The 26873-nt window shown below is 63.9% G+C and carries 23 protein-coding genes; 18 read left to right on the forward strand and 5 right to left on the reverse strand.

All coding sequences use genetic code 11. From position 1 onward, the window contains the following. Positions 1-313: 313 nt before the first annotated feature. From EJV47_RS02540 to EJV47_RS02570, 7 genes are all read left to right on the forward strand, one after another. On the forward strand, positions 314-1303 hold the full coding sequence (locus EJV47_RS02540; protein WP_126691560.1) for a hypothetical protein: 990 nt from the start codon (positions 314-316) through the stop codon (positions 1301-1303). A 218-nt stretch (positions 1304-1521) separates the two neighbouring features. Next, positions 1522-2460, forward strand: coding sequence for a cation diffusion facilitator family transporter (locus EJV47_RS02545; RefSeq protein WP_126691561.1), 939 nt, complete (start codon positions 1522-1524; stop codon positions 2458-2460). A gap of 230 nt (positions 2461-2690) precedes the next feature. Beyond that, entirely contained in the window at positions 2691-3959 is a 1269-nt protein-coding gene (locus EJV47_RS02550; RefSeq protein ID WP_126691562.1) for an MFS transporter, read from the forward strand. 76 nt (positions 3960-4035) lie between these two features. Beyond that, on the forward strand, positions 4036-4317 hold the full coding sequence (locus EJV47_RS02555) for a hypothetical protein (protein ID WP_126691563.1): 282 nt from the start codon (positions 4036-4038) through the stop codon (positions 4315-4317). A 51-nt stretch (positions 4318-4368) separates the two neighbouring features. Then, positions 4369-4812, forward strand: a complete 444-nt coding sequence (locus EJV47_RS02560) for a DUF6526 family protein (RefSeq protein ID WP_126691564.1) — start codon at positions 4369-4371, stop codon at positions 4810-4812. 88 nt (positions 4813-4900) lie between these two features. Beyond that, entirely contained in the window at positions 4901-5203 is a 303-nt protein-coding gene (locus EJV47_RS02565) for a DUF4286 family protein (protein ID WP_126691565.1), read from the forward strand. Positions 5204-5306: 103 nt separating this feature from the next. After that, complete coding sequence (locus tag EJV47_RS02570; protein WP_207895812.1) at positions 5307-6566, forward strand: sterol desaturase family protein; 1260 nt, start codon at positions 5307-5309, stop codon at positions 6564-6566. A 177-nt stretch (positions 6567-6743) separates the two neighbouring features. Here EJV47_RS02570 and EJV47_RS02575 read toward each other — a convergent pair whose 3' ends face one another. From EJV47_RS02575 to EJV47_RS02590, 4 genes are all read right to left on the reverse strand, one after another. Next, on the reverse strand, positions 6744-7262 hold the full coding sequence (locus EJV47_RS02575; RefSeq protein ID WP_165903588.1) for a GNAT family N-acetyltransferase: 519 nt from the start codon (positions 7260-7262) through the stop codon (positions 6744-6746). Positions 7263-7445: 183 nt separating this feature from the next. Continuing rightward, the gene (locus EJV47_RS02580) at positions 7446-7676 is read right to left on the reverse strand and encodes a hypothetical protein (protein ID WP_126691566.1); all 231 of its coding nucleotides are present in this window, start codon (positions 7674-7676) and stop codon (positions 7446-7448) included. A 153-nt stretch (positions 7677-7829) separates the two neighbouring features. Next, a complete protein-coding gene (locus tag EJV47_RS02585) occupies positions 7830-10046 on the reverse strand; it encodes a prolyl oligopeptidase family serine peptidase (protein ID WP_126691567.1) in 2217 nt (738 codons plus the stop codon). Positions 10047-10121: 75 nt separating this feature from the next. Then, the gene (locus EJV47_RS02590; protein WP_126691568.1) at positions 10122-11672 is read right to left on the reverse strand and encodes a hypothetical protein; all 1551 of its coding nucleotides are present in this window, start codon (positions 11670-11672) and stop codon (positions 10122-10124) included. A gap of 241 nt (positions 11673-11913) precedes the next feature. Here EJV47_RS02590 and EJV47_RS02595 point away from each other — a divergent pair, with 241 nt between their 5' ends. From EJV47_RS02595 to EJV47_RS02630, 8 genes are all read left to right on the forward strand, one after another. After that, positions 11914-13305 carry a hypothetical protein gene (locus tag EJV47_RS02595; protein ID WP_126691569.1) on the forward strand — a complete coding sequence of 464 codons (1392 nt, stop codon included), beginning with the start codon at positions 11914-11916 and terminating at the stop codon, positions 13303-13305. Between the two features lie 16 nt (positions 13306-13321). Further along, entirely contained in the window at positions 13322-13732 is a 411-nt protein-coding gene (locus tag EJV47_RS02600; protein WP_126691570.1) for a hypothetical protein, read from the forward strand. Between the two features lie 159 nt (positions 13733-13891). Next, complete coding sequence (locus EJV47_RS02605; protein ID WP_126691571.1) at positions 13892-15388, forward strand: hypothetical protein; 1497 nt, start codon at positions 13892-13894, stop codon at positions 15386-15388. Positions 15389-15431: 43 nt separating this feature from the next. Continuing rightward, on the forward strand, positions 15432-18920 hold the full coding sequence (locus EJV47_RS02610; RefSeq protein WP_126691572.1) for a hypothetical protein: 3489 nt from the start codon (positions 15432-15434) through the stop codon (positions 18918-18920). Continuing rightward, the gene (locus tag EJV47_RS02615) at positions 18920-20245 is read left to right on the forward strand and encodes a hypothetical protein (protein WP_126691573.1); all 1326 of its coding nucleotides are present in this window, start codon (positions 18920-18922) and stop codon (positions 20243-20245) included. Before EJV47_RS02610 ends, EJV47_RS02615 begins: the two co-directional genes overlap by 1 nt. 21 nt (positions 20246-20266) lie before the next feature. Then, complete coding sequence (locus EJV47_RS02620; RefSeq protein ID WP_126691574.1) at positions 20267-22003, forward strand: hypothetical protein; 1737 nt, start codon at positions 20267-20269, stop codon at positions 22001-22003. 8 nt (positions 22004-22011) lie between these two features. Then, entirely contained in the window at positions 22012-22680 is a 669-nt protein-coding gene (locus EJV47_RS02625; protein WP_126691575.1) for a hypothetical protein, read from the forward strand. Between the two features lie 250 nt (positions 22681-22930). After that, positions 22931-23392 carry a hypothetical protein gene (locus EJV47_RS02630; RefSeq protein WP_126691576.1) on the forward strand — a complete coding sequence of 154 codons (462 nt, stop codon included), beginning with the start codon at positions 22931-22933 and terminating at the stop codon, positions 23390-23392. A 233-nt stretch (positions 23393-23625) separates the two neighbouring features. Here the strand turns inward: EJV47_RS02630 and EJV47_RS02635 are convergent, their stop codons facing one another. Next, on the reverse strand, positions 23626-24639 hold the full coding sequence (locus EJV47_RS02635; protein WP_126691577.1) for a sugar phosphate nucleotidyltransferase: 1014 nt from the start codon (positions 24637-24639) through the stop codon (positions 23626-23628). A 273-nt stretch (positions 24640-24912) separates the two neighbouring features. On the opposite strand from EJV47_RS02635, the gene EJV47_RS02640 reads away from it, so the two are divergent. The 3 genes from EJV47_RS02640 to EJV47_RS02650 all read left to right on the forward strand — a co-directional run bounded on the left by EJV47_RS02640 (position 24913) and on the right by EJV47_RS02650 (position 26868). Next, positions 24913-25491 carry a LemA family protein gene (locus EJV47_RS02640; RefSeq protein ID WP_126691578.1) on the forward strand — a complete coding sequence of 193 codons (579 nt, stop codon included), beginning with the start codon at positions 24913-24915 and terminating at the stop codon, positions 25489-25491. Positions 25492-25597: 106 nt separating this feature from the next. Next, on the forward strand, positions 25598-26053 hold the full coding sequence (locus tag EJV47_RS02645; RefSeq protein WP_207895813.1) for a TPM domain-containing protein: 456 nt from the start codon (positions 25598-25600) through the stop codon (positions 26051-26053). Continuing rightward, positions 26050-26868, forward strand: coding sequence for a TPM domain-containing protein (locus EJV47_RS02650; RefSeq protein WP_126691579.1), 819 nt, complete (start codon positions 26050-26052; stop codon positions 26866-26868). The genes EJV47_RS02645 and EJV47_RS02650 overlap by 4 nt, the downstream gene beginning before the upstream one ends. Positions 26869-26873: the final 5 nt, after the last annotated feature.

Below are 26873 nucleotides of genomic sequence, written 5' to 3' on the forward strand. Positions count from 1 at the left end.
AGTCCGGTTCCCGCTTTCGTCACACCAAGCCCGTTCCAGCCCCTGTCGGCCGGGGCGGGCTTGGGGCTTTATGGGCCGCCTCGGTGCCACGCCCGGGCGCCGCTGGCCTTTGCCAGGATTCTATGGCTCAGGGAATGTGCGGCATCCGCGCCGGGCTTGGGCTGCGCTCAAAACCCACTGGCGCCGGATGATTACCGATAGAGTGCGCGGCGGGTCCGAATTCGGGCGTCACAGCGCGGCCGGATTCTTCCTTGAGCCCGCCGGGCCGTGCCTCTAAGTTTGAACCGTACCAATCATCCTTTCAACCCATTTTATGAAGTACTTCACTAAGACGCGTATTGTAGGAGTGTTGCTGGCGGCCAGCCTGGCCGGTGGCCTGGCGGGCTGCGCCAAGCAGGACGAGGACGTAGCGCCGACGGCCAAACTGTCCGTGGCCACGTCCGATATCCGGGTGGTCGACGGCCGGCTGGTATTCAAAGATTACCAATCCTTTACCAAGGCCCTCGATGAACTCAAAAACCGCCCGGAAGCCGAGCTGACGGCCTGGGAAAAGGCCCGGGGCTTCAGCTCCTTGCGCCGCAGCGACGAAGCGGCGGCCAGCAGCCTGCGCGAGGAGTTCGGGTTTCCGCAGCAGTGGGCCACGCTGATTAACGCCCGGGGCGAATACCAGATTGGCAACCAGTACTTCTGGTACCACGCCGGCGAGAAACACGAATTCAACTTCCTGGCCGACATGCAGGCCGTGCAGCGGGGGCAGTCAGTGGCGCACTTCGCCTCCGCGGCGGGCCGCACCCCCGTGTCGTCGTCGTCCACGGCTTCGCGCACGACGATGGAAACCAACAGCGGCCGCGACGGGAAGTACCAGTACGACTTCTGCATGTGGGGCAACTGCGGCTCCCGGCGCAAGATTGTGTATGAAACCTACGCTTACGCGGATTACAACTCCTCCGCGCAGGGCTACTTCACCACCCTGCTGCTCGACGTCAAGCTGGAGTTCCGCAACAGCAAAGGCCAGTGGCGCGTGGCGGGCGAAACGCGCGACGTGAACGTGGCCATCAGTGGCGACGCCTTTGCCTATACCGATTACGGCTACTGCCAAACCAGCTACTCGGCGCCCATCTACGTCAACTACAGCAGCCAGTCGAACAGCAACTCCTCGCTGACCCTGAGCCAGGGTTTTGTGAGCAGCTGCGGCGCGCCGGCCCGGGTGTACTGGAATTTCTCCGTCAACGGCAGCATCAACTCCTGGATAACCTCGGACCCAGGCAACGCCTTCCCCATCAGCGGCACCGACCTGTGGTAAGCGGCCCCGAGCCCGTTTGCTAGACCGAAGAGGCTCCCCGGCGGGGAGCCTCTTTTGTTAGGGGAGGCTGCCCGGCCCGTCCGTGCATCCGGCGCACCGGCAACTAGCCGGTTCCTTTTGCTGTTTGCCTACCAGGGCCGCCAGCCCATGCTTACTGTCCAGCTCTTCCCGGGCCGAGGACGGCAGCCTTGCCTACCTTAACTGCGTAAATTCGGCTGATGACACAGCACCACTCCCACGCCGGCCACGACCACAGCCACGGCGGCCACCACCACGGCCCCGCCGACCTCGAACACGTGGGCCGCTCCTTTGGCTGGGGCATTGCGCTGAACTTGGCTTTTGTGGCCGCCGAAGCCGCCGGGGGCTGGTGGGCCAATTCCTCGGCCCTGCTGTCCGACGCCGGCCACAACCTTTCCGACGTGCTGAGCCTGGCTTTGGCCTGGGGCGCCATGCTGCTGGGCAAGCGCCCGACTTCGGCGCGCTATACCTACGGCTTCAAGGGCATCAGCATTCAGGCGGCCCTGCTCAACGCGGCGCTGCTGTACCTGGCGCTGGGCATCATTCTCTGGGAAACCATCAGCCACCTGCGCCACCCCGAGCCGGTGAACGGCCAGTTGGTAATGCTGCTGGCCGGGGCGGGCATCGTGGTCAACGGCTTCACGGCCTGGCTGTTCAGCCGCGGGCAACAGGGCGACGTGAACGTGCGCGGGGCCTACCTGCACATGCTCACCGACGCGCTGGTGTCGGTGGGCGTGGTGGTGGGAGGGGCGCTGGTGTATTTCACCGGCTGGCTCTGGCTCGATCCGGCCATCAGCTTCGTCATCCTGGGCATTGTGGCGTACAGCTCCTGGGGCCTGCTACGCGAGACGGTGCAGCTCAGCCTGCAGGCCGTACCCACCGGCATCGACCCCACGGCCGTGCGCCGCTTTCTGCTGGCCCAGCCCGGCGTAACGGGCGTGCACGACCTGCACATCTGGCCCCTGAGCACCCGCGACACAGCCCTCACCGCCCACCTCGTGCGCCCCAGCGGCACCGACAGCGGCTTCCTGCACGATTTGCAGCACCGCATCCAGGACGAGTTCAACATCGGCCACATCACCGTGCAGATTGAGCCCGGCGCCTGCGCGCACGGCAATTGCGACGCGGAGCACCCGTGAATCACGGATTTCTGCGGATTTGACGGATTGCACGGATTTCGTGGATGCGTAGGGGCGCGCCGCGACGCGCCCGTCGTCCGCGCCGCCTGGATGCTCATGTGGCCAGGCACTTCGGCTGCGTTGTCCTCGCCATATGGCCGAACCGCTCCCAAGCGGAAAGGTCCGTAACAGCGGCTCGATAGCACTGGTGCATAAATCTTCGTAACCTGCGGCCCTGATTCCGCTTCTGCATGGCCCTGACCTCTCCCCCACCCACTCCTCCCAAAACCACCGGCCTGTTCAGCGCCGTCGTCATCGTGGCGGCCCTGGGCTACTTCGTCGATATCTACGACCTGATCTTGTTCAGCATCGTGCGGGTGCCCAGCCTGACCGATCTGGGCATCAGCGGCAAGGCCCTGACCAGTGAGGGGCTGTACCTCATCAACATGCAGATGGGCGGCATGCTGCTCGGCGGCATCCTCTGGGGCGTGCTCGGCGACAAGCGCGGGCGGCTGTCGGTCCTGTTCGGCTCCATTCTGCTGTATTCGCTGGCCAACATTGCCAACGGTTTCGTGCAAACCATCGGGCAGTACGCCTGGCTGCGGCTGATTGCCGGCATCGGGCTGGCCGGGGAGCTGGGCGCGGGCATCACGCTGGTGGCCGAGACGCTGCCCAAGGAAAAGCGCGGCTACGGCACCATGATTGTAGCCACGGTGGGCGTGTCGGGGGCCATGCTGGCCTACTGGGTGGGCGAGGCCCTGGGCTGGCGCAACGCCTACTTCGTGGGCGGCGGGCTGGGCCTGGCTTTGCTGCTGCTGCGGGTGGGCGTGTTCGAGTCGGGCATGTTCGAGCAAGCCAAGCAGCACGGCGTGGACCGCGGCAACTTCTTCGCCCTGTTTACCAACGGTCCGCGGCTGCTCAAGTACCTCAAGTGCCTGCTCATCGGCGTGCCGCTGTGGTTCGTGGTGGGCATCCTGATTACGCTGGCGCCCGAGTTTGGCCGCGCCCTGGGTGTGCAGGGCGAAGTATCGGCCGGGCTGGCCGTGTTCTGGTGCTACTTCGGCCTGGTGTTCGGCGACTTTGCCAGCGGGGCTCTGAGCCAGCTGCTGCGCAGCCGCCGGCGCGCCCTGCAGCTGTTTCTGCTCATGTGCGGCATCGTGGTGGCGGCTTACCTGTTTCTGCAGCGCGGCGCCTCGCCCGATGGGTTCTACCGCATGTGTTTCGTGCTGGGCATTTCGGTGGGCTTCTGGGCCTTGTTCGTGACGGTAGCGGCCGAGCAGTTTGGCACCAACCTGCGGGCCACGGTGGCCACCACGGCGCCCAACTTCGCCCGCGGCTCGGTGGTGGCGCTGGTGCCCATCTTCCAGGCCACGGCCGCCGCCCTGGGCTCCGCCGAGGCCCCCGACCTCATTGCCAGCGGCGCCGTGGTGGGCGGCGTATCCCTGCTGATTGCCTTCTGGGCCGTGAGCACCCTGCCCGAAACCCACGGCAAAGACCTCGACTACGTGGAGGTATCCTGAGTTGCCGCCGGCACCCCAACGGGAACTGCCAGCGGGCCGCCGTCGTATCCTAAGCTGACCTTTCTCCACCGTTGCCATGAAAATGACCCTCCGCCTTTTCCTGCTGCTGGCGGCCCTCACGCTGGGCGCTACCGCCGCGCAGGCCCAGATAACCCCGCCGCCCTCGGGCGCCGCCTCGCCTTCCCGGCCCCAGTCGCCCCCGCCTAATCAGCCCGCGGCGGCTCCGCAGGTCAGCGCCCCGCCGCAGAGCAGCGGGCAGATGAGCAAGGAGCGGGAAAAAGCCCAAGAAAACCTGGCCAAAGAGCGGGAAAAAGCCGCCCGCGACGAAGAGAAAGCCCGGCAGCGCGGCCAGAACTAAACGCCTGCTGCCTCTGCCCTACTGCTACTTGCTCCCCTGACTGCCTTTCACATGGCCGAAGCCCGCTTCACCCGCCAGTACTACTGGCCCCATCATTTCGTGGCCCTGCCAGCGGCCTTTGTCATGGCCCTTTACACCGGCCGGCGCTACTGGGCCGTGGCCGGCGCCGATTCCGACGAGTCGCGCATCTGGTTCAGCCTCGCGGCCCTGGCCGTGCTACTGCTCGGGGCGCTGCTACTGCTGCGCCAGCACTACGCCCTCACCCTGCAGGACCGCGTAGCGCGCCTGGAGGTGCGCCAGCGCTACTTCGAGCTGACTGGCCAACGGTTTCAACCCTTGGAGCAACAGCTGAGCCTGGGGCAGATCTTGTCCCTGCGCTTCGCCGGCGACGCCGAGTTGCCCGCCCTGGCCACCGCCGCTGCCGCCGAAAAGCTCAAACCCGCCGACATTCGCGCCCGAATTCAGGATTTCCAACCCGACCCGATGCGGGTCTGATAAATGGTTAAATGGCTGGATGGTCAAATGGCTGGTCGTTCGAGAACAATCAACCATTTAGCCATTCAACAATTTAACAATCAACCACATGATTCTCTACAACGTAACCAGCAGCGTCGACCCGGAGGTGGCCGAGCAGTGGGTGGCCTTCATGCGCGACGAGCACATGCCCGACGTCATGGCCACGGGCTTCTTCGTCAAAAGCCAGCTGCTGCGCCTGCTTAACGAAGAAGAAGACGGCTGCACCTACGCGGCGCAATTCTACTGCGTGAGCACCGAACAGCTCGATGAGTACCAGCGCGTCGCCGCTCCCGGCCTGCGCGCCGACCTTGAAACCCGCTTTCCCGGCCAGTATGTGTCGTTCCGCACGGTGCTGGAGGTGATTGAGTAGCGGCGAATTGCTAAATTGTCAAATTGCTAAATGGCTGGTCGTTCTGGTGCGAATCAGAACAGTCAGCCATTTAGCACTTTGACAATCCAGCCATTCCCACTCTATGAACCTGAACCCCATTCTCCTTTCCATTCCGCTGTACTTCGCGCTGATTGGGGCGGAGTTGCTCGTGGAGCGGCTGCAGCACCGGGAGAAGTACCGCTTCCACGACGCCATCACCAACATCAGCTGCGGCGTGACCTCGCAGATTGCGGGTGTGTTTCTGAAGGTGGCGGTGATTGGGGTGTACGAGCTGCTGTACGCGCACGCCCGGCTGTGGGACGTGCCGCGCACCTGGGCCACCAGCCTGCTGCTGTTCGTACTGGCCGATTTGTGCTACTATTTCGCTCACCGCTACTCCCACGAAATCAACGTGCTGTGGGGCGGGCACGTGGTGCACCACCAGAGCGAGGACTACAACCTGTCGGTGGCCCTCCGTCAAAGCTCGTTTCAGGGTATATTCACCTTCGCCTTCTACCTGCCGCTGGCCGTGCTGGGCTTCGAGACGACCTGGTTCGTGTACATTTCGGCCCTGGTCACGCTTTACCAGTTCTGGATTCACACCGAGCTTATTGGCAAGCTCGGGCCACTGGAATGGGTGCTCAATACGCCTTCGCACCACCGCGTGCACCACGGCCGCAACCCCAAGTACATCGACAAGAACTACGCGGGCACTTTTATCATCTGGGACCGGCTGTTCGGCACTTTTCAGGTGGAGGAGGAGCGGCCGGTGTACGGCATTACCACGCCGCTGAACTCCTGGAACCCGGTGTGGGCCAACTTCGGCCACTACGCCCAGCTGCGGGCGCAGCTCAGCCAGACGCCCGGCTTCTGGAACCGGCTGCGGGTTGTGTTCGGACGGCCCGGCTGGCGCCCAGCGGCCCTGGGCGGCCCCTATCAGATTCCCGAAGTCGACGCGGCGGCACATCAGAAGTACACCACCACGGCCCCGCGCACGGTCAACTGGTACGTTTTCGGGCAGTACGTGGTGCTCATCGGCGGGGCGGCGGTGTTCCTCTTCACTCAAAAAGACATGACTCCGGCCTTGCGCTGGGGCGTGGCGGCTTGGTGCGTGTGGGCGGCCCTGGCCTGCGGGGCGCTGTTTGAGGCAAAGCCCTGGGGCTACCGGCTGGAACCGCTGCGGCTGGCGGCTTCGCTGGCGCTACTGCTGCTGGCGGCGCGTGGGCAGGGTTGGTTCGGGCCGGCCGCGGCGGGCGGCACGGCGTACCTGGCCGGCTCCCTGCTGTGGCTGTACTCATTCCGGCGGGCCTACGCGGCGGCCCAGTCGGCGCAGCAGAAAGCAGGGCAACTGGCGCCGGTTTAGCAACTGCAAGTTGCGTAACCGGTGCCCATAATCAGGCAGGCTTTCAGCCTGCGTCCGGCGCCCGCACAAACCCACCGGGCTGGCACCGCAACGCTACACGCAGGCTGAAAGCCTGCTTTATGGTGGGCACCGGTTACGCCGGCTTCGCCGGCTAAACCGGCGCCAGCCACGCAGCGGCTATTCGCCTACGGCGGCCAGCACGGCCGGGTCGCAGGCGTAGCTGCGCAGCTGCTCGGCGGTGAGGTTGCCGTTGTGCCACTCGGGGTCGAGGTTGGCGCCGATGCGCTTATAGAAGCCAATGGCCGGCTCGTTCCACTCCAGCACCTGCCACTTCAGGCGGTGGGCGCCGGTGCGCCGGGCCTCGGCCACCACCGCGTCGAACAGCCGGCGGCCGATGCCGGTGCCGCGGGCGGCTTCGGTCACCACCAGGTCTTCGAGGTAGAGCATGCGGCCCTTCCAGGTGGAGTAAGCCGTGTAGTACAGCGCAATGCCCAGAATACCCTGCTCCGCGGTTTCGGCCACGAAAAAGCTGAAAATAGGCGCCGGCCCGAACCCGTCGCGGCGCATGTCGTCCAGGGTGTTGGTGACTTCCTCGGGGGCGCGCTCGTAGATGGCCAGCTCCACAATCAGCTCGTGGACGCGGGGCAAATCGGCTTCGGTGCCGCGGCGGATGCGCAGGGTGGCGGGAGCAGGCATGGCAAAGAGGGGAAATCGGGTACGGCCGCAAAGCTACGCGCCGGCCGCGGCTATTCCAGATTGAGGTGGCTGAGGCGCGGCGGCATCTACTGCTTGGCTCAGGCAACTAATGACCACCGAATCAATGCGAAACGCCCGGCTTCCTTGCGGAAGCCGGGCGTTTCAGGGTTTAAAGGCGGCGCCTTACATCACCGGCTGCATCTTTTTGATGGTCGTGGTGGCGTTGACGGCGTTGATTTCCTGAGCGGCCTGCTCGGCGGCTACGGTAGCCGAATCCTTGCCTGTAGCGGCGGCCGGGACGGGGGGCAGGGCCGCCGGTTTCATGTCACCCTTGGACTCGTAATCGGGGTTGCTGCAGGCCGATACCGACAGCATAGCGCCGGCCACGAGGCCGAGCATGAGCATTTTTTTCATATCAGGAACGGAAAAAGTCAAGGCAAAGCGGGTTTCGCGGCTGCGAAGATACATTAGAATGGTTAAATGGTCAGATTGTTAAATGGCTGGTCGTTCTGGTGTCGCAAGAACAATCAACCATTTAACAATTTGACCATGTAGCCATTCAGCCATCTATTTCCCGTACGGGTTCAGCCCCATGTTGTAGTAGGCGAAGCTCCACACGTCGGTCCACTCGTCGATGAGCAGCTTGGTGCTCTTGCCCGCGCCGTGCCCGGCATTCACGTCGATGCGGATGAGCTGGGGGTTGGGGCCGCTGTTGGCCTGCTGCAGGGCGGCGGCAAACTTAAACGAGTGGGCGGGCACCACCCGGTCGTCGTGGTCGGCGGTGGTAATCATGGTGGCCGGGTAGCTGGTGCCGGCTTTCAGGTTGTGCAGCGGGGAAAACTTCACCAGGTTCTGGAATTGCTGGTAGTTGTCGGAGGTGCCGTACTCCGGCGCCCAGTTCCAGCCGATGGTAAACTTCTGGTAGCGCAGCATGTCCATCACGCCCACGGCCGGGAAGGCCACTTTGCAGATGTCGGGGCGCTGCGTCATGGTGGCGCCCACGAGCAGGCCGCCGTTGGAGCCACCGGCCACGGCCAGCCGCTCGGTGCTGGTGTAGCCCTGCACTTTCAGGTACTCGGCGGCGGCGTAGAAGTCGTCGAACACGTTTTGCTTGTTGGGCGTCATGCCGGCTTTGTGCCAGGCCTCGCCGTACTCCCCGCCCCCGCGCAGGTTCGGAATGGCCAGCACCCCACCGTTTTCCAGCCACAGCATGCGCGCCACCGAGAAGCTGGGCGTCAGGCTCACGTTGAAGCCGCCGTAGGCGTAGAGGTAGGTGGGGTTCTGCCCGTTGAGCTTCAGGCCTTTCTTGTGGGTGATGAACATCGGGATTTTGGTCCCGTCCTTGGAGGCGTAGAACACCTGCGTGGTCGTGTACTCGTCGGGCTTCACGTCCACCTTGGGCGCCCGAAACACCGTGCTCTGCCCGCTGCCGAGGTCGTAGCGGTAGATGGTCGTGGGGTAGGTAAAGGAGGTAAAGGCGTAGTACACGGCCTTGGAATCCTTGCGCCCGCCGAAGCCCGAGGCCGTGCCGATGGCGGGCAGCTCCACGTCGCGCAGGGGCTTGCCGGCCTCGTCGTACACCTTGATGAGCGAGGCAGCGTCTTTCAGGTACGAGGCCACCAGCTTGCCGCCCACCTGGTCGATGCCTTCGAGCTTCTGCTCGGTTTCGGGCAGCAGGTCTTTCCAGGCCGCGGGCTGGGGCTGCTTCGGGTCGATGGCCAGCACGCGGTAGCGCGGGGCCTTGTAGTTGGTGTACACCAGCAGGCGGCCGCCCAGGTTGCCCACCACGTTCATATCCGACTCGTAGTTCTCGCCCAGCACCGTCCACTTGCCGGCCTGCTTGCTGTCGGTCAGGTCGCGCACGGCCAGCTTATTGCCGTCCGATTTGCCGTCGGTGAGGTAGATGCTCAGCCACCGCTCGTCCTCCGTGACGGAGGCAATGCGGAAGCCCAGGGCCATCTGCTTGTTTTCGTACACCAGCTTATCGGCCGACTGCGGGGTGCCGAGCTGGTGGAAGTACACCTTGTGGTACTCGTTTTTGCCGGCCAGCTTGTTTTCGCCGGCCTTGGGCGCGTCGTAACCGCTGTAGTAGAAGCCGTTCTTCACCCAGGCCACGCCCGACACTTTCACCCAGTTGATTTCGTCCTTGAGCGGCTGGCGCGTCTTCAAATCGAGCAGATGGATGGTCTGCCAGTCGGAGCCGCCGCCGGAGGTGGTGTAGGCTAGGTAGCGGTGGTCGTTGGAGAAGTAGGTGCCGCTCAGGGCGGTGGTGCCGTCGGCCGAAAACTTGTTCGGGTCGAGCAGCACCTGCCCGTCGCCCTGCTCCTCGGCGCGCTTCACGTAGAGCACGGCCTGGTTTTGCAGGCCGTCGTTTTTCTGGTAGTACAGGTATTCACCCTCCTGCTGGGGCACGCCGTACCGCTCGTAGTTCCAGATTTTGGTCAGCCGCTCCCGAATCCGGTCCCGGAACGGAATCTGGCCCAGGTAGCCGAAGGTGACCTTGTTTTCGGCCGTCACCCAGGCCTTGGTTTCGGGCGAGTCGGGGTCTTCGAGCCAGCGGTACGGGTCGGCCACCCGGGTGCCGTGGTAGTCGTCGTGCTGGTCGGTTTTGCGGGCCTGGGGGTAGTCCAGCGCGGCCGATTTGGAGGAGCCGGCCGCCGGCGTTGCGTTTTCGGTCACGGGTTTCTCGGTTATCGTCTGCTGCGAGGGGTTCAGCTGCTTGCTCGGGCCGCAGGCGGCCAGCAGGGCCAGCGTGGCGCCCAGCAGGGGTCGGGAGTTGGTCATGGGGTGTTGAAGAGAGGGAATACGGTAGGTAGCCAGCCGTGTTGGCCGGAAAGTCATGGGCGGAAGTCCCGGCAGCTACTCGAAGCGGATGCGGGCCAGCTGCTCGATCTGCCAGACGTTTCCATCCTTGCGCAGCCGCCCCGGCGCCTCCGTGATGATGCGCGTAGCCGGCCCGCCGGGCACCTGATAGCGGCAGGCTTCCGACAGCACGTCCGTGGTGCTCTGCAGGATGTACTCCTGCACCTGCGGGTCGTCGTTGAGCCGGAACGAGGCCACGTCGGGCTGCAAGGGGTCGGGCGTGATTTCGTAGATGCTGTCGGGCCGGGCCAGGGTCGTCAGCGCCTCCGCGGCAAAGCCTCCATCCACGGGCATCTCGGCGTAGAAATGCCCCAGCGGCTGCGGCTCGAGGTGCGGCGCCACCGGCGCCTCGTCCTGCGGCAGCGTCACCGATGGCACCAGGCGGTCCGACTCCCGCGCCGGCGCGGCCGGCATAACGGCGGGCAGGGCGGATACCTCGGCGACGGGCGGAGTGGTCCTACGACTCGAAGTCGTAGGACCACTATCGTGGAACGACGACGGCAGGGGCGGAGTCACCGGCGCTACGGGCGGCGCGGCCGAGGCAGTACCGGATGGCACAGCCGGCGCCCCACTATCGTGGAATGACGCAGGCGGCGCTACCGCTGCGGGCGACGGGGTTATGAGCGGCGCAACTGGCGTTACGGGCGCCACCGTGGGCATAGCCGGTGCGGCTTCGGCGGCGGCCCGGCCGTGGGGCTGCAGCTCGGCCAGGCGCTGCTGCACCAGCCGCTCCACCAGGTCCTCCACCTGCTTGCGCTGGCTGAACGTCAGCTCGGCGGGCGCTTCCTGGGCGGGGGGGCCGGTGCCCTTCATCGAGTCCAGCTCGGTGCGGTGCCGGCTGCTGCTGCTGCGCAATTCGCTGATGTGGCTGCGCAGCACCCGCCGCTCCAGCCACCAGAGCACCAGGCTCAAGAGCGACAAAATCAGCGCGATGGGGCCGAAAAGCCTGGTCATCGGGCTTTCGGCGGCCCCGGCCACTACCGGGGTGGCGTTGTCGGCTTCTTCGGCCTCGGGCGTCGGCACCACCTCCGGGGTTTCCGTAGCGGTGGAGTCGAAGGCCACTTCACTTTCGGCGTTTACCTGCCCGATGTCGCCGGGGATGGGCGTACCCTGGCCCACGTAGGCCGACAGGGCGTCTTCCAGGCGCTTGAGCTGGGCCATGCGGGCCGGACTCTTACGCCGGGCCGCCGAGCCACCAAGCTTCTTCACGATTTCGGCGCTGAGCCGCTGCAGCCGGGACTGATCGGTGCCCAGTCCCTGGTACATCACGCCCCGGCCTTCCAGCGGCTGATATACCAAGGAGTACACGCGCTGGCTGTCGGCGCGGATGCTGTTTTCGAAGGCTTTGAGCGTGCCGTCGCAGCGCAGCTTGTTGTTCAGGTTGGCGCGGCCGTTGTCGTTGTACACGAAGCGCACGGTGGCGCACCAGATCTGGACTTTTTTTTCTTCCAGCGTGGCCTGGCCGGGCACCGTCTGGGCCCAGGTCGCGGCGGTAGTAGTCAGCAGCAGGCCCGTCAGCAGGGCGGCGAGGCGGGGGACAATCCTCATGCAATCAGGAGTGAGAGAGGGCGTGGGGTGGGCGGTGGCCAGAGCGGTCCGGCAGGGTGCTTTGGCCGACAAACCGGGCTAAGCTACCCGTTTTTGCCCAACCACCCGCACGCGGCGGCCCGACAACAACTGCCCCGGCGCCTACGTAGCCGAACGAAAAATTCGCCATTCGCCGCCCCGGCCCCGTAGCCCGAACCGGTCTTTCTTTGTAACTAGGCCGCATTAAGGTCTAGCTGATCCAATGCCCCTGACTACCGACCCGCGCCGCCGCGCCGCCATCCTGTCCGCTCCCTCCTCTGGCTGGCCGCTGCGCCTGCGCCACCTGCTGTACGGTGCCGTGCTGCTGACCGCGGCCAGCTGCGGCGGCGAAACCACCGCTACCGAAAAAGCCGCCGCCACGGAAGAGGCTACCGCCCCGGCCGCCGCTCCAGCCGCCAAATCCACCGCACCAGCCGCCGCGACGCCGCTGAACGTAAGTATGTTCCTGGAGCTGTCGGGCGGCATGAAGGGCTTTATGCCCGTCAACACACCCGCCACTAGGCCCACCGAGTTTCAGGAGCGCGTCAGCCAGCTGGCCTCGCGCACGCGCAGCAGCCCGGCCGTCAACGACGCGCAGTTTCTGCTGGCCCTGAAGGAAACGCCCACCGCCACCGATTACAACCACTTCCGTAGCGTGGTGCAGGGCGACACCCACGAGGCAGCGCTGGGCACCGAGCTACCTAGTATGCTGGAAAACATTCTGGCCCAGCCCAATGCCGCCGGTAGAGTCAACGTTATCGTGTCGGACTTCGTCTATGGCCCCGAGAACAAGGCCATGTCGGGCCAGATGCCCGTGCTGATAACCGACGCGCTGGCCACGAGCGTTTCCAAGAAACAGCTGGCGGTGGCCGTTCTGGGCGAAACTTCCGCCTTCCGGGGCTCTTTTCACCCGGCCGTAAAAAAGAAGGGCCGCGAAAAAGTGACGCTCACCAATGGCAAGCTGCCCTATTACATCTGGGTTGTCGGGCCAGCGGCGGCCGTGGGGCGCTACGTGAACGAGGTAATGCCCGCGCCCGGTCCGCAGACGCAGCAGGCGTATTTCGGCCTGCGCTTTCCGAAGGTGCCCTACGCGGCCGTGCTCACGCAGGTACCGCCCGGCAGCCCGCTGGGACCACGCCAAGGCGGCTCCGTATCGTTTTCTCAAGGCAGCGTAAGTACCAGTCTGGACATGGCGGACGTTAAGGACACCGTGAACTTTGCCGTGGCGCTGGACCTGCGCCAGCTGCCGGCCGCCTGGCGCGACCCGAAGTTCCTGAGCCAGAACCTGCAAGTAGCCCTACCAGGGGGCGAGGTTCGTCTCGTGAAAAACTCGGTGCAGGCGCTGAGCGGCGTAGCGGCCCTGCCCAATTACAGCCACGTGCTGCGTCTGCGCCTCACGGCCCTGCCCAAAGCCGGTGGCCGGCTCTCCATTAGCCTGCCGGCTCCCGGCGTGCCAGCCTGGGTGGCCCAGTGGAGCACCGACGACGACAACCAGCCCGGCCCGACGCCCCGCACCTATCGCCTCACCGAAATCATGACTGGCCTGCGCGACGCCTTTCCGCCGCAGCTGCCGCCGGTGTTTACCGCCGCTTTCACTCTCTCCAACGACGATTAACCCTTCTCCGCACTTTATGCAGCAGTTCTTCAACAGCCTATACACGTTCTTCGTCGGGCTGCTCTATGACCGCAAAACGCCCTTCTTTGGCCAGTACAAGGCCGGCATCTTCAACGACACGGGCTTTTACACGCTGCTCACGGCGCTGGGCCTGGTGCTGGTTTTTTATTACCTGTTCAATCACCTGGCGCCCCGGCTGACGCACCTGGGCCTGTACCGCCCGCTGCACTGGCTGCTGGTGCTGCTGCTGGTGGCGGGCCTGGGTGCCCTCATTGCCTGGCGCGTGAGCACCGGCCAGCAGGCCGGGGCCGATGCGTACATGCGCTACTTTATCGTGGCCAATACGCTGGTGGCTGTGCTGTGGTACGTGCTGTTCTCGCTGGCCCTGAAATGGGGTTCCCACCACGCCCGCCGCACCCCGTTTTAGCCTGCTGACAGTCCGCCGGGCTGCGACGCTGCCGAAGCATTCCGCTTGGCCGACGCGGCCGGGTACTCATCGACCACCGTGCCCGAGCCCGCGACACTTGACGCACGGCCCAGGTGCGGTGGCCGTCCATTTTTTTCTGCTTTTCCCCGAATCCGATTCATGGCTCGTCTTTTCATCTTCGCCGTAGGCGGCACCGGCGCCCGTGTGCTCCGCTCCCTTACCATGCTGCTGGCGGCCGGCCTGCGTTTGCCCGACTGCGAGCAGGTGGTGCCCGTGCTGGTGGACCCCGATACTCAGAACGGCGACGTGACGCGCACCGTGGACCTGCTCAAGCGCTACGCCCGCATCCACCAAGCCTTGCACCAGGACGGCCAGCACCCGCGCGGACCGGGCTTCTTCGGGCAGTCCCTCTCCACGCTGGCCCAGCTCAACGAGGGCGGCGGCGTACAGCTGGCCGATTCGTTCGTGTATGACTTCGGCGGTATCAACCAGTCGTTCCGCGACTACATCCGCTACGGCGACGCGTCGGTGGAAACACGCGGCCTGCTCGACCTGCTGTTTACGCCCGATAGCCTCGACGCCAACCTGGACCTGGGTTTCCGCGGCTCGCCCAACGTGGGCAGCGTGGTGCTGAACTCACTGGTGCAGGCGCCCGAAATGACCTACCTGGCCCAGACGCTCAACGCCAATGACCGGGTGTTTTTCATCAGCAGCATCTTCGGCGGCACCGGGGCGGCAGGCTTCCCGCTGCTGGTGAAGAACCTGCGCAACCCCGATGGCCCGCTGCCCCAGCACAACGTGCGCGGGCAGGTAAAAGCCGGCGCGCTGGTGATGCTGCCTTACTTCAAGCTCCAGCAGCCCACGCCGCAGGAGCGGGCTGAAGGCCGGGACTTCATTGACTCCAATACCTTCATCACCAAAACCAAAACCGCGCTCAGCTACTACGCCAACCACCTTGACGGGCTGGAGGCGCTATACTACCTGGGCGACCAGGCCGGCCAGCCCCTGCCCAACAACCCCGGCCGCTCGGAGCAGCGCAACCAGGCTCACCTGCTGGAACTGCTGGGTGCCCTGGCTATTCCGCATTTCCTCGAACAGCCCGCCGCCCAGCTCGACCGCCGCAACCCAGCCTACCACGAGTTCGGGCTCGGCAGCGCGGCCGCCAGCAGTACCCTCTTCGATTTCAGCCAGCTCCCGCCGGAGCTGCGCCAGTCGGTGGCCCGCCCCATGATTCGCTTCCACTACTTCGCCCGCTACTTCCAGCAGCACCTGCTGGCCAAGAAGGATACGCCCCTGTTCCGCGTAGGGCAGCTGGGCCGCCACCTGCCCGCCAACGCCGGCCCCCTGGCCGACCTAACTAGCTTCTTCGGCGAGTACGACCAGTGGCTGCGCGAGCTGGGCGTGAACGAGCGGAAATTCGGCGCGCTACTGGCCGACGAAACTGACTTCAACCACATGGTAAAAGATAAGCCCATCAAGACCGGCTTCCTCAACAGCGGCCTGACCGACCAAGTGTTGCGCACTGAGCTGGACAAGGCCGTGAGCGGAACCAAGAGCCTGGAAAACCCCGACGCGGCCCGCGCCCTGCGCTGGCTGGTGGAAGCATTCGACGTGGCCACCGAGAAAGTGGTGGCGGATAAGCTGCAGTACAGCTAAACAACGCCCGTGGCTTTTTTAACTTCTCCGACCATTCCTATTCATGGCTAAGATACTGCGCCTGCACGGCATCGGCCCGGCTACTCACGAAGGCTGGTACCCGACCGGCAAACTCGGACCCAACGAAATCGAAGGCCCCAACGGCATCCAAGACCCCGACGGGGCGAAGGCCGAACGCGTGGCCGTGGCCATTCCCTCGCCCTTTGCCCGGATGCACTTGGTGGAAACGGCCTTGGACTACGTGCGCACGGCCAGCCCCGCCGATGGCACCGACACGGTGCACCACCGGCTGGTGAGTCAGTTCTGGGACCTGTGGGAACTGGTGTTCAACTACCACCAGCAGAAGCTGCGCCAGCTCGTCGTGCGCCCCTGGAACCGCACCACCGAGCTGAACGCCCTGAAAGCCCGCCCCAGTACCCAGGCGCTGGCCCAGGCGCTGGAGCTGTACCTGAGCGACCCACGCTTTGCCCGGGCCGATGAGCTGCACCTGCTGTACTTTCCCGGCGCCACCGCCACCGAGCCGCCCCAGCTGCTGGGCGGCACCTCGCCGCTGACGGTGTTTTTCCCGCACCCGGCCCTGCGCCCGCTGCCCGTGCAGCGCCCCGAAGGCGGTGGCCATTACTTCGATGGCCGCTACGTGGCACTGGCCCAGCGCGAGCAGGCGTTCCAGAATTATGTGTACCAGCAGTTTGTAGCCGAAGAGCAGTTGCGAAACCTGGCCCCGGCCGTGTACCGCGCCCTCGACCGGGACCGATTAAACCTCTGGGCCTTCGAGGGGGCCGCACAGCTGGCCCAGTACCTGCCCCTGCTCGATCAAAGCCGCAACCCCGTGAGCGTGGCCGGCGTGGCCGTGCGCGTGCGCCCTGACCAAAACACCGTCCGCAGCTCCGACTTCACGATTCAGCCCACGCGCCTGCCCGGCGCCGGCTGGCCAATGCCCACGCCGTTGCCATTGGTGCTGCGCCCTGGCCTGCAGATGCCCGGCAAGCTGTACTATAACAACTCGCAGCTGGCCGACAGCGGCAGCAAAGTGCCCGCCGCCGATGCCCGCGCCCTTTCCGACCGCACCCTGCCGGGCCCGGAGCTGACCTACCCCTACCTCACGCTCAACGACCTGCTGGAAGAAACCCTGCTGACGGTGCCCTACGAGGTGGACGATTCGCGCTTCGTAACCGGCGAGCTGAAAGTGGCGCCCGGGTACAAGCCCACCTGCTGGCCCCTGCTGCCCGTCACGCCCCAGTATTTCGATTACTTCACTCCGCAAGACCTAGCCACCCAACTCACGCTGGAGCTGGACCCGGCCTGCGTGCGGGTGCGCCTGCGCATCCCCGTCAGTGGCGGCTTCACCGTGGACTACGAGCGGGCTTACTACCCCAATCCGCGCACCGAGGGCCTGGGCCGTCTGCTGGTGACCAACATCGGGGTGTCGGTGTTCCCGTTCATGAAGATCGAGGACGCGCCGCAGTTCAACGATTTTTACCGGGTAATGCTGGTGGATGCCAACACCGGCGCAACCCAAGTAAACAGGCCGGTAGAGTTGCGTTTTGGTGTGAATGGCCAGCCGGTACCGGAAACCGGCGTGGAACGCAGCGCCAAGCCCTATCGGCGCACGCTCAAAACCGCGTCCGACGAAGGCAGCACCTACTACGAAATCAACGGCACGGCTTTCGACTATGCCCAAGTCATCAGCCCTGGCCCGGTCGATGGCCGCGCCTTGCTGGTGCCTAAGTGGCGCGAGGTCCGGCAGGGGACCAAAGAGTTTCGCTTTGCCATCGACTTCGGTACCACCAATACCCACGTAGCCTACAACGACGGCCCGAACCAACCGCCGCAGCCGCTGCATTTCGGCCCGGACGACACCCCGGTAGCCCTGCTGAAAAAGCCTGCCAGCGGCCTCGACTTCGCGCCCTACGACCAGCTTTACCGCGGCATCGAGGACGACCCCGGTAGCGGCGTGGGCATCAAGCGCTGGCAGCTGTACCAGCAACGCGAGTTTATCCCGGCGTTTATCGGGGCGGCTGGCTCGCCCTACCAGTTCCCGATTCGGACCGCCACGAGTGAGTCGGCCCGCTTTTCGGTGGAAACGCCCCAGCTGCTGGCCAACCTCAACGTGGGCTTCGGGCTCAACACCGAAGAACAACCCATCGACACCTACCACACCAACCTGAAATGGGCCGGCGTGGATGAAGCAGCGCGCCACCGGGTGCAATTGTTTTTCCGCGAGATGCTGCTGCTGTTCAAATATAAGGCGGCGGTACATGGCGGCAATTTGGCCACCACCACGGTGGTGTGGTTTGCCCCCATCAGCTTCCCGGTCCGGGCCCTCAGCCTGTACGAGAACCTGTGGAACAAGCTGTTCGCCGAAATTTTTCGCTCCACCAAGCGCACGGTGTACATGCCGGAGTCGTCGGCGCCGTATTTCTACCTCACCCGCAACGGCACCATGCAGCAGGGCGTGCGCCGGCAGGTGCTGCTGGAGCACAACGAAAGCGCCGCGTTTATCGACATCGGTGGCGGTACCAGCGACGTGCTGCTGTACGCCAACGTGCCCGGCAGCTTCCCTAATCAGAAGCCTCACCCGGTGTTTAGCACGTCGTTCCGCTTTGCCGGCAACGACCTGTGGGGTGACGGGGCCACCGATGTGCGCGGCGGTAAAGACAACGGCCTGGTACGCTTCGGGCTCGAAAGCCTCGCGGCCAGTCCCGCCCCCACGACGCGCGCCGCCGAGCAGGCCCGCAAATACCTGAAGGCCGTGGTCGATAACTCCGCGTTTGGTTCGGCGGAAGTGGCCAGCCTGCTCTTCAACTACGAAGCCGAGCTACAGTTCGGCGAACGGCTGCTGCACGCCAACCACCTGCTGGTACTGTTCTACCTGCATTTTGGCGCCATCGTGTACCACCTGGGCCAGCTAACCAAGCTGCGCGGCCTAGCCCCGCCCCGCTACCTGTGCTTCACCGGTCGGGGCTCGATGTACCTGCGCCTGCTGTGCCCGGGCTCGTTGCGGCCCCTGGAGCAGGTGGCCCGCGTGGTGCTGGCCCGCACTACCGGCGCCGAGGTACCTGCCAGCTTCAGCATTCTGCTGGCCGACGACCCCAAGCAGACCACGGCCAACGGGGGCGTACTGGCCACCGGCCTCGGCACCGACGATACGGCCGAAGCCCCTCCGGTGCTCTGCCCCGTGGGTACCGGCGGCACCGAGCCGGCCGAACTGCGCCCTCTGCACCCCTCGGAGGTTACGGAGGCCGTAAAGCAGGCGGTACTCCAGAACGTGCACGACTGCCTGACGCTGCTGCTGACTGACCCGGAACTGCAAGCCGCCCAACAGAATCTGGGCCTGAAAAACCCGCCGAACTTTGTGCTGCAGGAAGCATTGGCCGCCACAGCCGACTCGTTTACCCTGAGCCGGCAGTACTACACCTATACTCTGCCCGACGGGGAAACCATCCCCGAAACGCTGTTTTTCATGCCGCTCAAGCACACGCTCTACGTGCTGTCGCAGAAGCTGCACCAATCCGTTCAGAAGTCCGCGTGATGCCAGTACGACACTACCCCGGCCGCCTGCTGGGCCTGGCCGTCCTGCTGAGCCTGAGCAGTTACGCCGCCGGACAGGGCAGCCCACCTGTCGGGCCGACAGATGAGCGCGCCGCAAAAGGCAGGATATGGGCTGCTACCGCGAAACATCTGTGGCGGGTAGCCCCCCGTCTGCCGCAGAACCAGCTTCCTCAACTGCGCACCGCCGACGATTTTGACGAATGGCTGTCAACCAAATCCGGCAAGGAATTGGCCGAAAAATCTGGCTTGAGCATGCTGAAAGGCATTGTGGTGGACAGCATGCGGATTCGCAACGGTGCCTCTACAGGAACCCCGGCCCAGGTGGCTCAAGCCATTCTGCATACCGTAGAAAAAGAGCAGAGCAAACCGGGTAATATCAAGCGCCTAGCGCAGATTAAGGGCGCTAAGCTGGATTCGCTGCGACAGGATTTGCGGTCATATTTGCCGGCCGCAGCTACCCAAACTGCTACTGGCCATCCTTCCAAAATCGATTCGGACGCGGCGGATGCAGTAAATGGCACAGGTCCGGGCGCAGCTGAACCGCCGCCGCCTGCCGAGCCACAATATATTACCACGTACATCACTCCGCTTGGGCTTCCTCTCCCGGTTTTCAGCACCTTGCTGCTGGCAGCAGGTGGCATATTGGGGGTAGTGGGCTACCGGGTACTACTTGGCAAACCCAGAGGTTCATCCAAATCTTCTAAAAATGCGCCTACAGTCTCTGAAACATCTGATGAAATGCATCCATCCGACCTCAAGAAATTAAAGCGAGAAATCCAGCAGTTGAAGGGGGATAAAAATTTACTCAGCAGAGAAGTACAACAGCTGACTAAAGACAAGCGCAACCTTGAACAACAACTGGCCGAGCTACAGGCGCCGTTAGCTTTCCCGGCTATGCCGGACATTACAGCATCAGTCAACACGTCACAAAACCTGATAACAGACGCTGCCCCGCCGGAGCCGGTACCCGCCCCCGCTGCCCCGCAACCAACCACGACGCTGTACGGCCCCGTGCAGGAAATGCCGTTCGTGGAGGAGCGTAAGTTTGTAGAAACGCCGCTGCCCCAGCTGGCTCTGATGATGACGGTAAATCCCCGCACGCCCGACCAGGCCAGCTTTACCCTGAATCCGCAGGTAGACCAGTCTATGCTCATCGGCGACGGACTGAGTCGGCTACAGCAGTTCTTCGACTACGATATGCCCGCGGGCCGCATCAACGCGGTGGCCGCCGCCGCCCCGGGACAACTGCGGCGCCAAGCCGGGGGCTGGCAGGTACTTACGCGAGCCCGCCTGCACGTCCGCTAATCATTCCGCTGCCTTTCCTCTATGGCTGTACAATACATCGAAATATTCCTGATTCTGGCGCTTATTGGCTGGCAGGCGTTTATTTTTTTCAAAAATTATGGGCTCATCCAGCGGGTGCGAGCCATGTATCCCGATAAGCAGCAACTAGGCCTAGTAGGGCGCATTGCGGCGGAAGACTCTATCGGCCGGTACGACGCGGTAACCGTCGAAAAACCGACCAGGGAGTTTGATAAAGTCGTGGCCGCCACCAATGACTACCTGCGGGCCAACAAAGGCGCGGCAGCCGACTTTAATGCCCTGCGCGATATTTCGGAACGCGAAGCGGAGCTGCTGGACGCCGAAATCGAGGCGCAGATTTCCACGCCGCTGTACCTGGGCCTGCTGGGCACGTTTCTGGGCGCTATTTTCGGGCTGTTCAGCCTGCTGTTCGCGCCCGCTGCCCCGGATACCCAACTACTGGCCGACGTGCAGAAGACCCTGACCGGCAACCTGCGGGTATCGGTACCGGCCACTATTCCCGTGACGGCCGCACCCGCTGAGTTCAACGCCTTCGTTACCAGCAGCCCGGCCAACGAACAAGCCGTGTACACGGCCCTGGCCGACCGGAAAAGCCGATTTGCGGCCAGCCCCGAAGAATTTCACCAGAAGCTCTACGCCGGCTCCAGCAGCTTCGGCAACGACGGCATTCAGCGCTTTTTGATCGGGGTGCTCATTGCCATGATCGGCAGCCTGTTCGGCCTGGGGTTCACCCTGGCTGGCAACCAGCTGCTGAAGTCGGCCCGCACCACCCGCGACCGGCTCAAGAACGACTACTACAACTTCCTGCAGAGGGCGCTGCTGCCTAAGCTCAACTCGGACATGCAGCAGGGCCTGAACCAGCTGCGGGCCGTGCTGGATGCCTTCAACCAGGATTTCTTCGCCAAGATTCAGGGCGACTTTTTCGCCAAGATTGCCGAGTTCACTCCACTTATCGGCCGCATCACCGAGAATATCAGCATTCAGAAAGATTTTCTGGAGAAGCTGCAGACCATCGGCTACACCCAACTGGCCAATGCCACCATCAAGGTGTTCGACCGCGTGGACCAGAGTGCGGCTACCTTCGAGAAATTTCTGGGCTACCAGCAGGCGCTAAACGTGGCGGTGGAGAAGGGCGCCCAGACGGCTTATTCCGTCTCAGCGCTGCTGGATCGGCTTAGCAGCTTAGAAAAAGCTCTTAACCAAGTGCCCGGCTATCTGGAGCAGCATAACAGCAGCATCCGACAGCAGGCCGATTTCTTCAACGAACACCACCAACTGCTACAACAAATCGGTAAGGAAACCCGGCAGGCGCTGGACAAGGTAAACCAAGGCGTAGACCAGGCCCTGAATGAGGAAGCTGCCCTGATGCGGCAGGTGCTGGAAAAGCGTCGGGACGAGTTTGTAGCGCAGGCCCAGGCCGCCCACGCTGAATGGGACGCCCACTTCCGACAGCTTAACAGCAATAACATCTACGAGAAAATCACCGAGTACCTGAACCCTTTCCAGCAGCTGCCGGCCCAGCAGAAAGAGCTGAACCGCCTGCAGGAAGAACAGGCCCGACGCAGCACCCAGGCCCTGCAGGCGTTGCAGGAGCCCCTAGAGCAGAACCGCCGCATTCAGGAGCAACTGCTGCTGCAGACGGAGCGCACCAACGCCATCTTGGCCCGCCTGACCGAACCCAACTGGTTTCAGCGCACCATCCTGGGCAAGAAGACGCCCCCGCTGCCCCCGACTAAATAGCCCGGCCGGTGAAACAGAGCAAAGATTTTTTCTGGCCCAGCTACGTGGACCTGATGACGGCCCTGTTCCTGACCATGCTGGTCCTCTTCGTGCTGAGCTACAAGCTGTTTCAGGACAAGCAGGCCAGCCTGATTGCGGCCAACGCCAAGCTGGAAGTGCAGCTGCAGGAGAAAAAGAAGCTGGACCAGATCAAAGCGGCGCTGAAGCGGCTGGAAGACCCGCGCTATTTCGTGTACAACGAGAAGTACAAGCGCTACGAGCTGAACTCCGAGGTGGAGTTTGCCGCCGGCAAGTACGAGCTGGCCGCCCGTTACCAGCAGCCCCTGATTGCGGCCGGCCGGTTTCTGGCCCGGCAGATGCAGAGCCTGCAATCCAACGACGGTATTCAGTACCTGGTGCTGATTGAGGGCCGGGCGGCCATGGACCCGCGCTACCCCGCTTCGCACCCCGTCAACGCCGACCTGCAGAGCATCCGGCAGCTCAGCTACAACCGGGCCCTGGCGGTTATTTCGCTGTGGAAGGAGGCGGGCATTCAGTTTCCGGCCAACGTGGAAGTAGTGCCCGGTGGCAGCGGCTACCGGGGCGCCGGCCGCTATACGGGCTACCAGAACGAGCAGCGCAACAAGCGCTTTATCGTGCAGATCCAGCCCAAAATCGGCTCCCTGGGCGACATGTAGTAGTCCGGCCTAAGATTTCCGACGAGTCAAAGCAGGCCCGATGCGTCGGCGGAAGAGTATAATTATCGTTTTTATTACTACATGATCGAAATAATATATAAGAACTATTGTCCAATACCGAAACCACGCTGGAGGTAGCACCGCCAATTTATTACCTAGCAGAGTCCTAAAACACCCTTCTATCGGCCAATCCGATACCGGATTGGCTTCGTACAATTCATTCTGACCCGAGCGGCAACCATCACCCCCTATGATTTATACCGTCAGTGATTTTGTGTGCGTGCAGCACGACTGGGACCGGGGCCTGTTGCGCCACCGCTGGAACGGCGTCGAGCGGTTCGCGGGATTGAGTTTGTTTCAGAGCGTGCACGAGTCGCTGCTGGAGCTGGCGCAGCAGTACCGCGCCACCAACTGGCTGATCGAGCTGAGCGCGGCCCCGCTGGCGGTGGAAGACCAGCTTTGGCTGGAAGAAACGTTCATCCCGACCCTGGCCCAAACCGACGTGCGCCGCATTGCCGTGGTGGCCGACGACCCCTACAACCTGATGGTGCTCGAAGGCCTGCTGCCCGTAGGCCACGCGCTGCAGCGCATGCTGCAGTTCTTCGCCGACCCCGTGCCGGCCCTCGAATGGCTCACCGGCTCCGACGCCGTGGCCGCCGTGCTGCAGCACGAGTGGGAAACCGACGTGGAGCCCGGCCTGCTGGCTTCCTGATACAGTCAACAGCTCAGGTAGCAGTCATTGCGAGGAGGAACGACGAAGCAATCGGTCCTGACCAACGTGCCGCCGACACAATACCTACGGCCCAAAGCAGCCGCGCCCAAAACCTGAGCTACCTGGTTTCGGGCGCGGCTGCTTTGGTTTTGTGCCAGTTGGCCCGTCGTGCCTCGGGAGGAAGGATTGCTTCGTCGTGCCTCCTCGCAATGACAGCGGGCGGAACCGTCGCCCTAACTCCCCGTCACAGTGTAGTCGATTTCGGTGTTGTCGCCGATGTTGAGGCTGTGGTTGAGGCCGCGGAACGACGCGTCGGAGCCGACGATGCAGTCGTGCATAACGGCCGAGCGCAGCTCGGAATAGGCGCCAATAATGCTGTTGCTCAGAATGGTATTCTGAATAATGGTCCGCTCGCCGATGGCCACGTTCGGGCCAATGATGCTGTTGCTGATGGCGCAGTCGCGGGCAATGCTGACGGGCGGGATGATGACCGTGTTCGGAAACGAGTACTCTTCGGCGGGCTGCAGGTGCTCGGGGCGGTTGAGCAGGCGGGCATTGGCTTCGAGCAGGGTATCCTTACGGCCACAGTCAAACCAGCTGTCCACCGTCCAGGTGGTCATCACGGCGCCCTGCTCAATCATGAGCATGAGCGCGTCGGTGAGGTAGAACTCGTGGTAGGTGCGCCGGTCTTCCTCGATGATGCGCTCCAGGGCCGCGGCCAACCAGGCCGGGTTGTCGATGCGGTACAGGCCGACGAGGGCGTAGTTCGACTTAGGGATGCGCGGCTTTTCGACGGCCTTGGTGACGCGCCCACCGGGGCCGGTTTCCACCACCCCAAAGGCCGAGGGCGTCTTCACTTCCTTCACGGCCAGCACAGAGCCCTCGCGCCGGATAATCTCGCGCAGGTCCACGTCGACGATGGTGTCGCCGAGCTGGATGAGGACGGGCTCCTGCTCGTGCTGAAAGGTGTGGCGGGCCAGCCACAGGGCGTGGCCGATGCCTTCGCGCGGCTCCTGCACCACGAAATCCGTGCGCAGGTGCGGGTAGCAGCGGCGCACGTACCGCTCAATTTTCTCGCCCAGGTAGCCGACGATGAACACGAAGTCCTGAATGCCCGCGGCCACCAGCCGGTCGATGATATGGCCCAGAATGGGCGTGCCCGCCACCGGCACCAGCGACTTGGGCTGGGTGTGGGTGTGCGGCCGCAGGCGCGACCCAATGCCCGCAACGGGGATGATGGCTTTCATGGAGGGAGGATGAGTGGATAAGTCGATGAGCGCATGAGTGGATGAATAGCTGCCGAATTACCTTATCCAGTCATCTACTCGTGTGCTCATCTACGCATCACAGAACCTGCGCTGCAAAATACGGATTCGCGGCTGGAGCGCGTAGTATATAACCGCGCTGCCATGAATCCGTACTTTGCAGCGCCGGTCCGGGCGTATAAACCGCCGGCCGGGCATTTGTTCCCCAACCGCCTGCCTTCTCTCATCCACATCCCTCATTACTCCAAACAACCCATGAAACGCCTCCTCCTTTACTTTTTCGGCCTGGTGGTACTGATTTCGCAGTCCTCGTGCGGCTACAACACCATGGTCGAGCTGGACCAGAACGTGAAGTCGCAGTGGTCGAAGGTGCAAAGCTCCTACCAGCGCCGCACCGACCTGTTCAACAACGTGGTCAACACCATCAAGGGCAGCGCCAAGTTTGAGCAGGGCACGCTCAAGGAAGTGGTGCAAGCCCGCGCCGCCGCCACCAGCGTCCAACTCTCGCCCGACCAGCTGACGCCCGAAAACCTGAAGAAATTCCAGGACGCGCAGAGCCAGATTTCGCAGGGCATTGGCCGCTTGCTGGCCGTGCAGGAAAACTACCCCGAGCTGAAAACCACCAGCGCCTTCCAGGATTTCCAGGCCCAGATTGAGGGTACCGAGAACCGCATCAACGTGGAGCGCAACAAGTTCAACGACGCCACCAACGCCTACAACACCTACATCCGCTCCTTCCCCAACAACCTGTTTGCGGGCATGTTCGGCTTCCAGCAGAAACCCTACTTCGAGGCCGACCCGGCCTCGCAGAAAGCCCCGCAGGTTCAGTTTTAGATAAAGGGTCTTGTGGTCTTGGGGGCTTAGGGTCTGGGTTGACGTTCGAAAACAACCCAGACCCTAAGCCCCCAAGACCCCAAGCGCCTAAGCCCCCAAGACCCTTATGATTTCCCCCCTTACGCCCCAGCAGGAAGCCGACCTCGTGGCCGCCATCCGGCAGGCCGAGCTGGCTACCTCGGGCGAAATCCGGGTGCATCTGGAAGACGACTGCCCCACGCCCGAGCCCATGGACCGGGCGGCGCAGGTGTTCAGTCAGCTCGGGATGCACCGCACGGCCCAGCGCAACGGCGTGCTTTTCTACGTAGCCTGGCAGACGCGGCAGTTCGCCGTCATCGGCGACGCGGGCATCAACGCCGCCGTGCCCGACGACTTCTGGGAGCGGACCAAGGAGCTGGTGCTCGACTCCTTCCGCCGCCAGCAGTACGTGCAGGGCCTGCAGCAGGGCATTCAGCTGGCCGGTGAGCAGCTGCGCCGCTATTTCCCCTACGACGCGGCCACCGACCAGAACGAACTGGACGACTCCATTTCCTACGGCGCCCCGAAACCGCCGCGCCCATGAGCCTCTCCCCCACTTTCCGGCCGTTGCGCCTGCCCCTGGCCTGGCTGCTGACGCTGTGCCTGCTACTGGCCGGCGCGGCGCGGGGTCAGGGCATTCCGCCCCGTCCCTCGCCCCCGCGCCTGGTCAACGACCTGGCCGGCCTGCTGACGCCCGAGCAGGAGCAGGCCCTGGAGCAGAAGCTGGTGGCCTACAACGACAGCACATCCTCGCAGCTGGCCATCGTGACGGTGCCCACCATCGGCGACGACGAAATAGCCAACTACGCCCAGCGGCTGTTTGAAAGCTGGGGCATCGGGCAGAAGGGCAAGGACAACGGCCTGCTCATTCTGGTGGCCCAGCAGGAGCGCAAGGTGAACATCCACACCGGCTACGGCCTGGAAGGCGCCGTGCCCGACGTGCTGGCCAAGCGCATCATCGAAAACGTCGTCGTGCCGGCCTTCAAGGCCAACCAGTACTACGACGGCCTCGACGGGGCCGTGGACCGCCTCATTGCCCTGGCCGCCGGCGAGTACAAAGCCGAACCCAGCCGGCGTACCTCGGCCGACTACTCCGAGGACGGCGGCAGCGGCTGGCTGTTCTGGGTGGTTATCGGGGTGCTGGTGCTCTTCCTGATTCTGCGCAGCCGCGGGGGCGGCCGGGGCGGCGGCGGACGCCGCAGCGGTGGCTTCGGCGGCGGCTTCTTCCCGCCCATCATCCTCGGTGGCGGGGGTGGCTTCGGCGGCGGAGGCGGCTGGGGCGGTGGAGGTGGCGGCGGAGGCTTTGGCGGCTTCGGCGGCGGCTCCTCCGGCGGCGGCGGCGCCTCGGGCAGTTGGTAAGCGGT

It is taken from the genome of Hymenobacter gummosus, assembly GCF_003970915.1.
Lineage (GTDB): Bacteria > Bacteroidota > Bacteroidia > Cytophagales > Hymenobacteraceae > Solirubrum > Solirubrum gummosum.

Excerpts from the sequence above, each read along its gene's own strand:
- EJV47_RS02540 (WP_126691560.1), top strand. The coding sequence starts at position 314 with ATGAAGTACTTCACTAAGACGCGTATTGTAGGAGTGTTGCTGGCGGCC.
- EJV47_RS02545 (WP_126691561.1), top strand. The coding sequence starts at position 1,522 with ATGACACAGCACCACTCCCACGCCGGCCACGACCACAGCCACGGCGGC.
- EJV47_RS02550 (WP_126691562.1), top strand. The coding sequence starts at position 2,691 with ATGGCCCTGACCTCTCCCCCACCCACTCCTCCCAAAACCACCGGCCTG.
- EJV47_RS02555 (WP_126691563.1), top strand. The coding sequence starts at position 4,036 with ATGAAAATGACCCTCCGCCTTTTCCTGCTGCTGGCGGCCCTCACGCTG.
- EJV47_RS02560 (WP_126691564.1), top strand. The coding sequence starts at position 4,369 with ATGGCCGAAGCCCGCTTCACCCGCCAGTACTACTGGCCCCATCATTTC.
- EJV47_RS02565 (WP_126691565.1), top strand. The coding sequence starts at position 4,901 with ATGATTCTCTACAACGTAACCAGCAGCGTCGACCCGGAGGTGGCCGAG.
- EJV47_RS02570 (WP_207895812.1), top strand. The coding sequence starts at position 5,307 with ATGAACCTGAACCCCATTCTCCTTTCCATTCCGCTGTACTTCGCGCTG.
- EJV47_RS02575 (WP_165903588.1), bottom strand. The coding sequence starts at position 7,262 with ATGCCTGCTCCCGCCACCCTGCGCATCCGCCGCGGCACCGAAGCCGAT.
- EJV47_RS02580 (WP_126691566.1), bottom strand. The coding sequence starts at position 7,676 with ATGAAAAAAATGCTCATGCTCGGCCTCGTGGCCGGCGCTATGCTGTCG.
- EJV47_RS02585 (WP_126691567.1), bottom strand. The coding sequence starts at position 10,046 with ATGACCAACTCCCGACCCCTGCTGGGCGCCACGCTGGCCCTGCTGGCC.
- EJV47_RS02590 (WP_126691568.1), bottom strand. The coding sequence starts at position 11,672 with ATGAGGATTGTCCCCCGCCTCGCCGCCCTGCTGACGGGCCTGCTGCTG.
- EJV47_RS02595 (WP_126691569.1), top strand. The coding sequence starts at position 11,914 with ATGCCCCTGACTACCGACCCGCGCCGCCGCGCCGCCATCCTGTCCGCT.
- EJV47_RS02600 (WP_126691570.1), top strand. The coding sequence starts at position 13,322 with ATGCAGCAGTTCTTCAACAGCCTATACACGTTCTTCGTCGGGCTGCTC.
- EJV47_RS02605 (WP_126691571.1), top strand. The coding sequence starts at position 13,892 with ATGGCTCGTCTTTTCATCTTCGCCGTAGGCGGCACCGGCGCCCGTGTG.
- EJV47_RS02610 (WP_126691572.1), top strand. The coding sequence starts at position 15,432 with ATGGCTAAGATACTGCGCCTGCACGGCATCGGCCCGGCTACTCACGAA.
- EJV47_RS02615 (WP_126691573.1), top strand. The coding sequence starts at position 18,920 with ATGCCAGTACGACACTACCCCGGCCGCCTGCTGGGCCTGGCCGTCCTG.
- EJV47_RS02620 (WP_126691574.1), top strand. The coding sequence starts at position 20,267 with ATGGCTGTACAATACATCGAAATATTCCTGATTCTGGCGCTTATTGGC.
- EJV47_RS02630 (WP_126691576.1), top strand. The coding sequence starts at position 22,931 with ATGATTTATACCGTCAGTGATTTTGTGTGCGTGCAGCACGACTGGGAC.
- EJV47_RS02635 (WP_126691577.1), bottom strand. The coding sequence starts at position 24,639 with ATGAAAGCCATCATCCCCGTTGCGGGCATTGGGTCGCGCCTGCGGCCG.
- EJV47_RS02640 (WP_126691578.1), top strand. The coding sequence starts at position 24,913 with ATGAAACGCCTCCTCCTTTACTTTTTCGGCCTGGTGGTACTGATTTCG.
- EJV47_RS02645 (WP_207895813.1), top strand. The coding sequence starts at position 25,598 with ATGATTTCCCCCCTTACGCCCCAGCAGGAAGCCGACCTCGTGGCCGCC.
- EJV47_RS02650 (WP_126691579.1), top strand. The coding sequence starts at position 26,050 with ATGAGCCTCTCCCCCACTTTCCGGCCGTTGCGCCTGCCCCTGGCCTGG.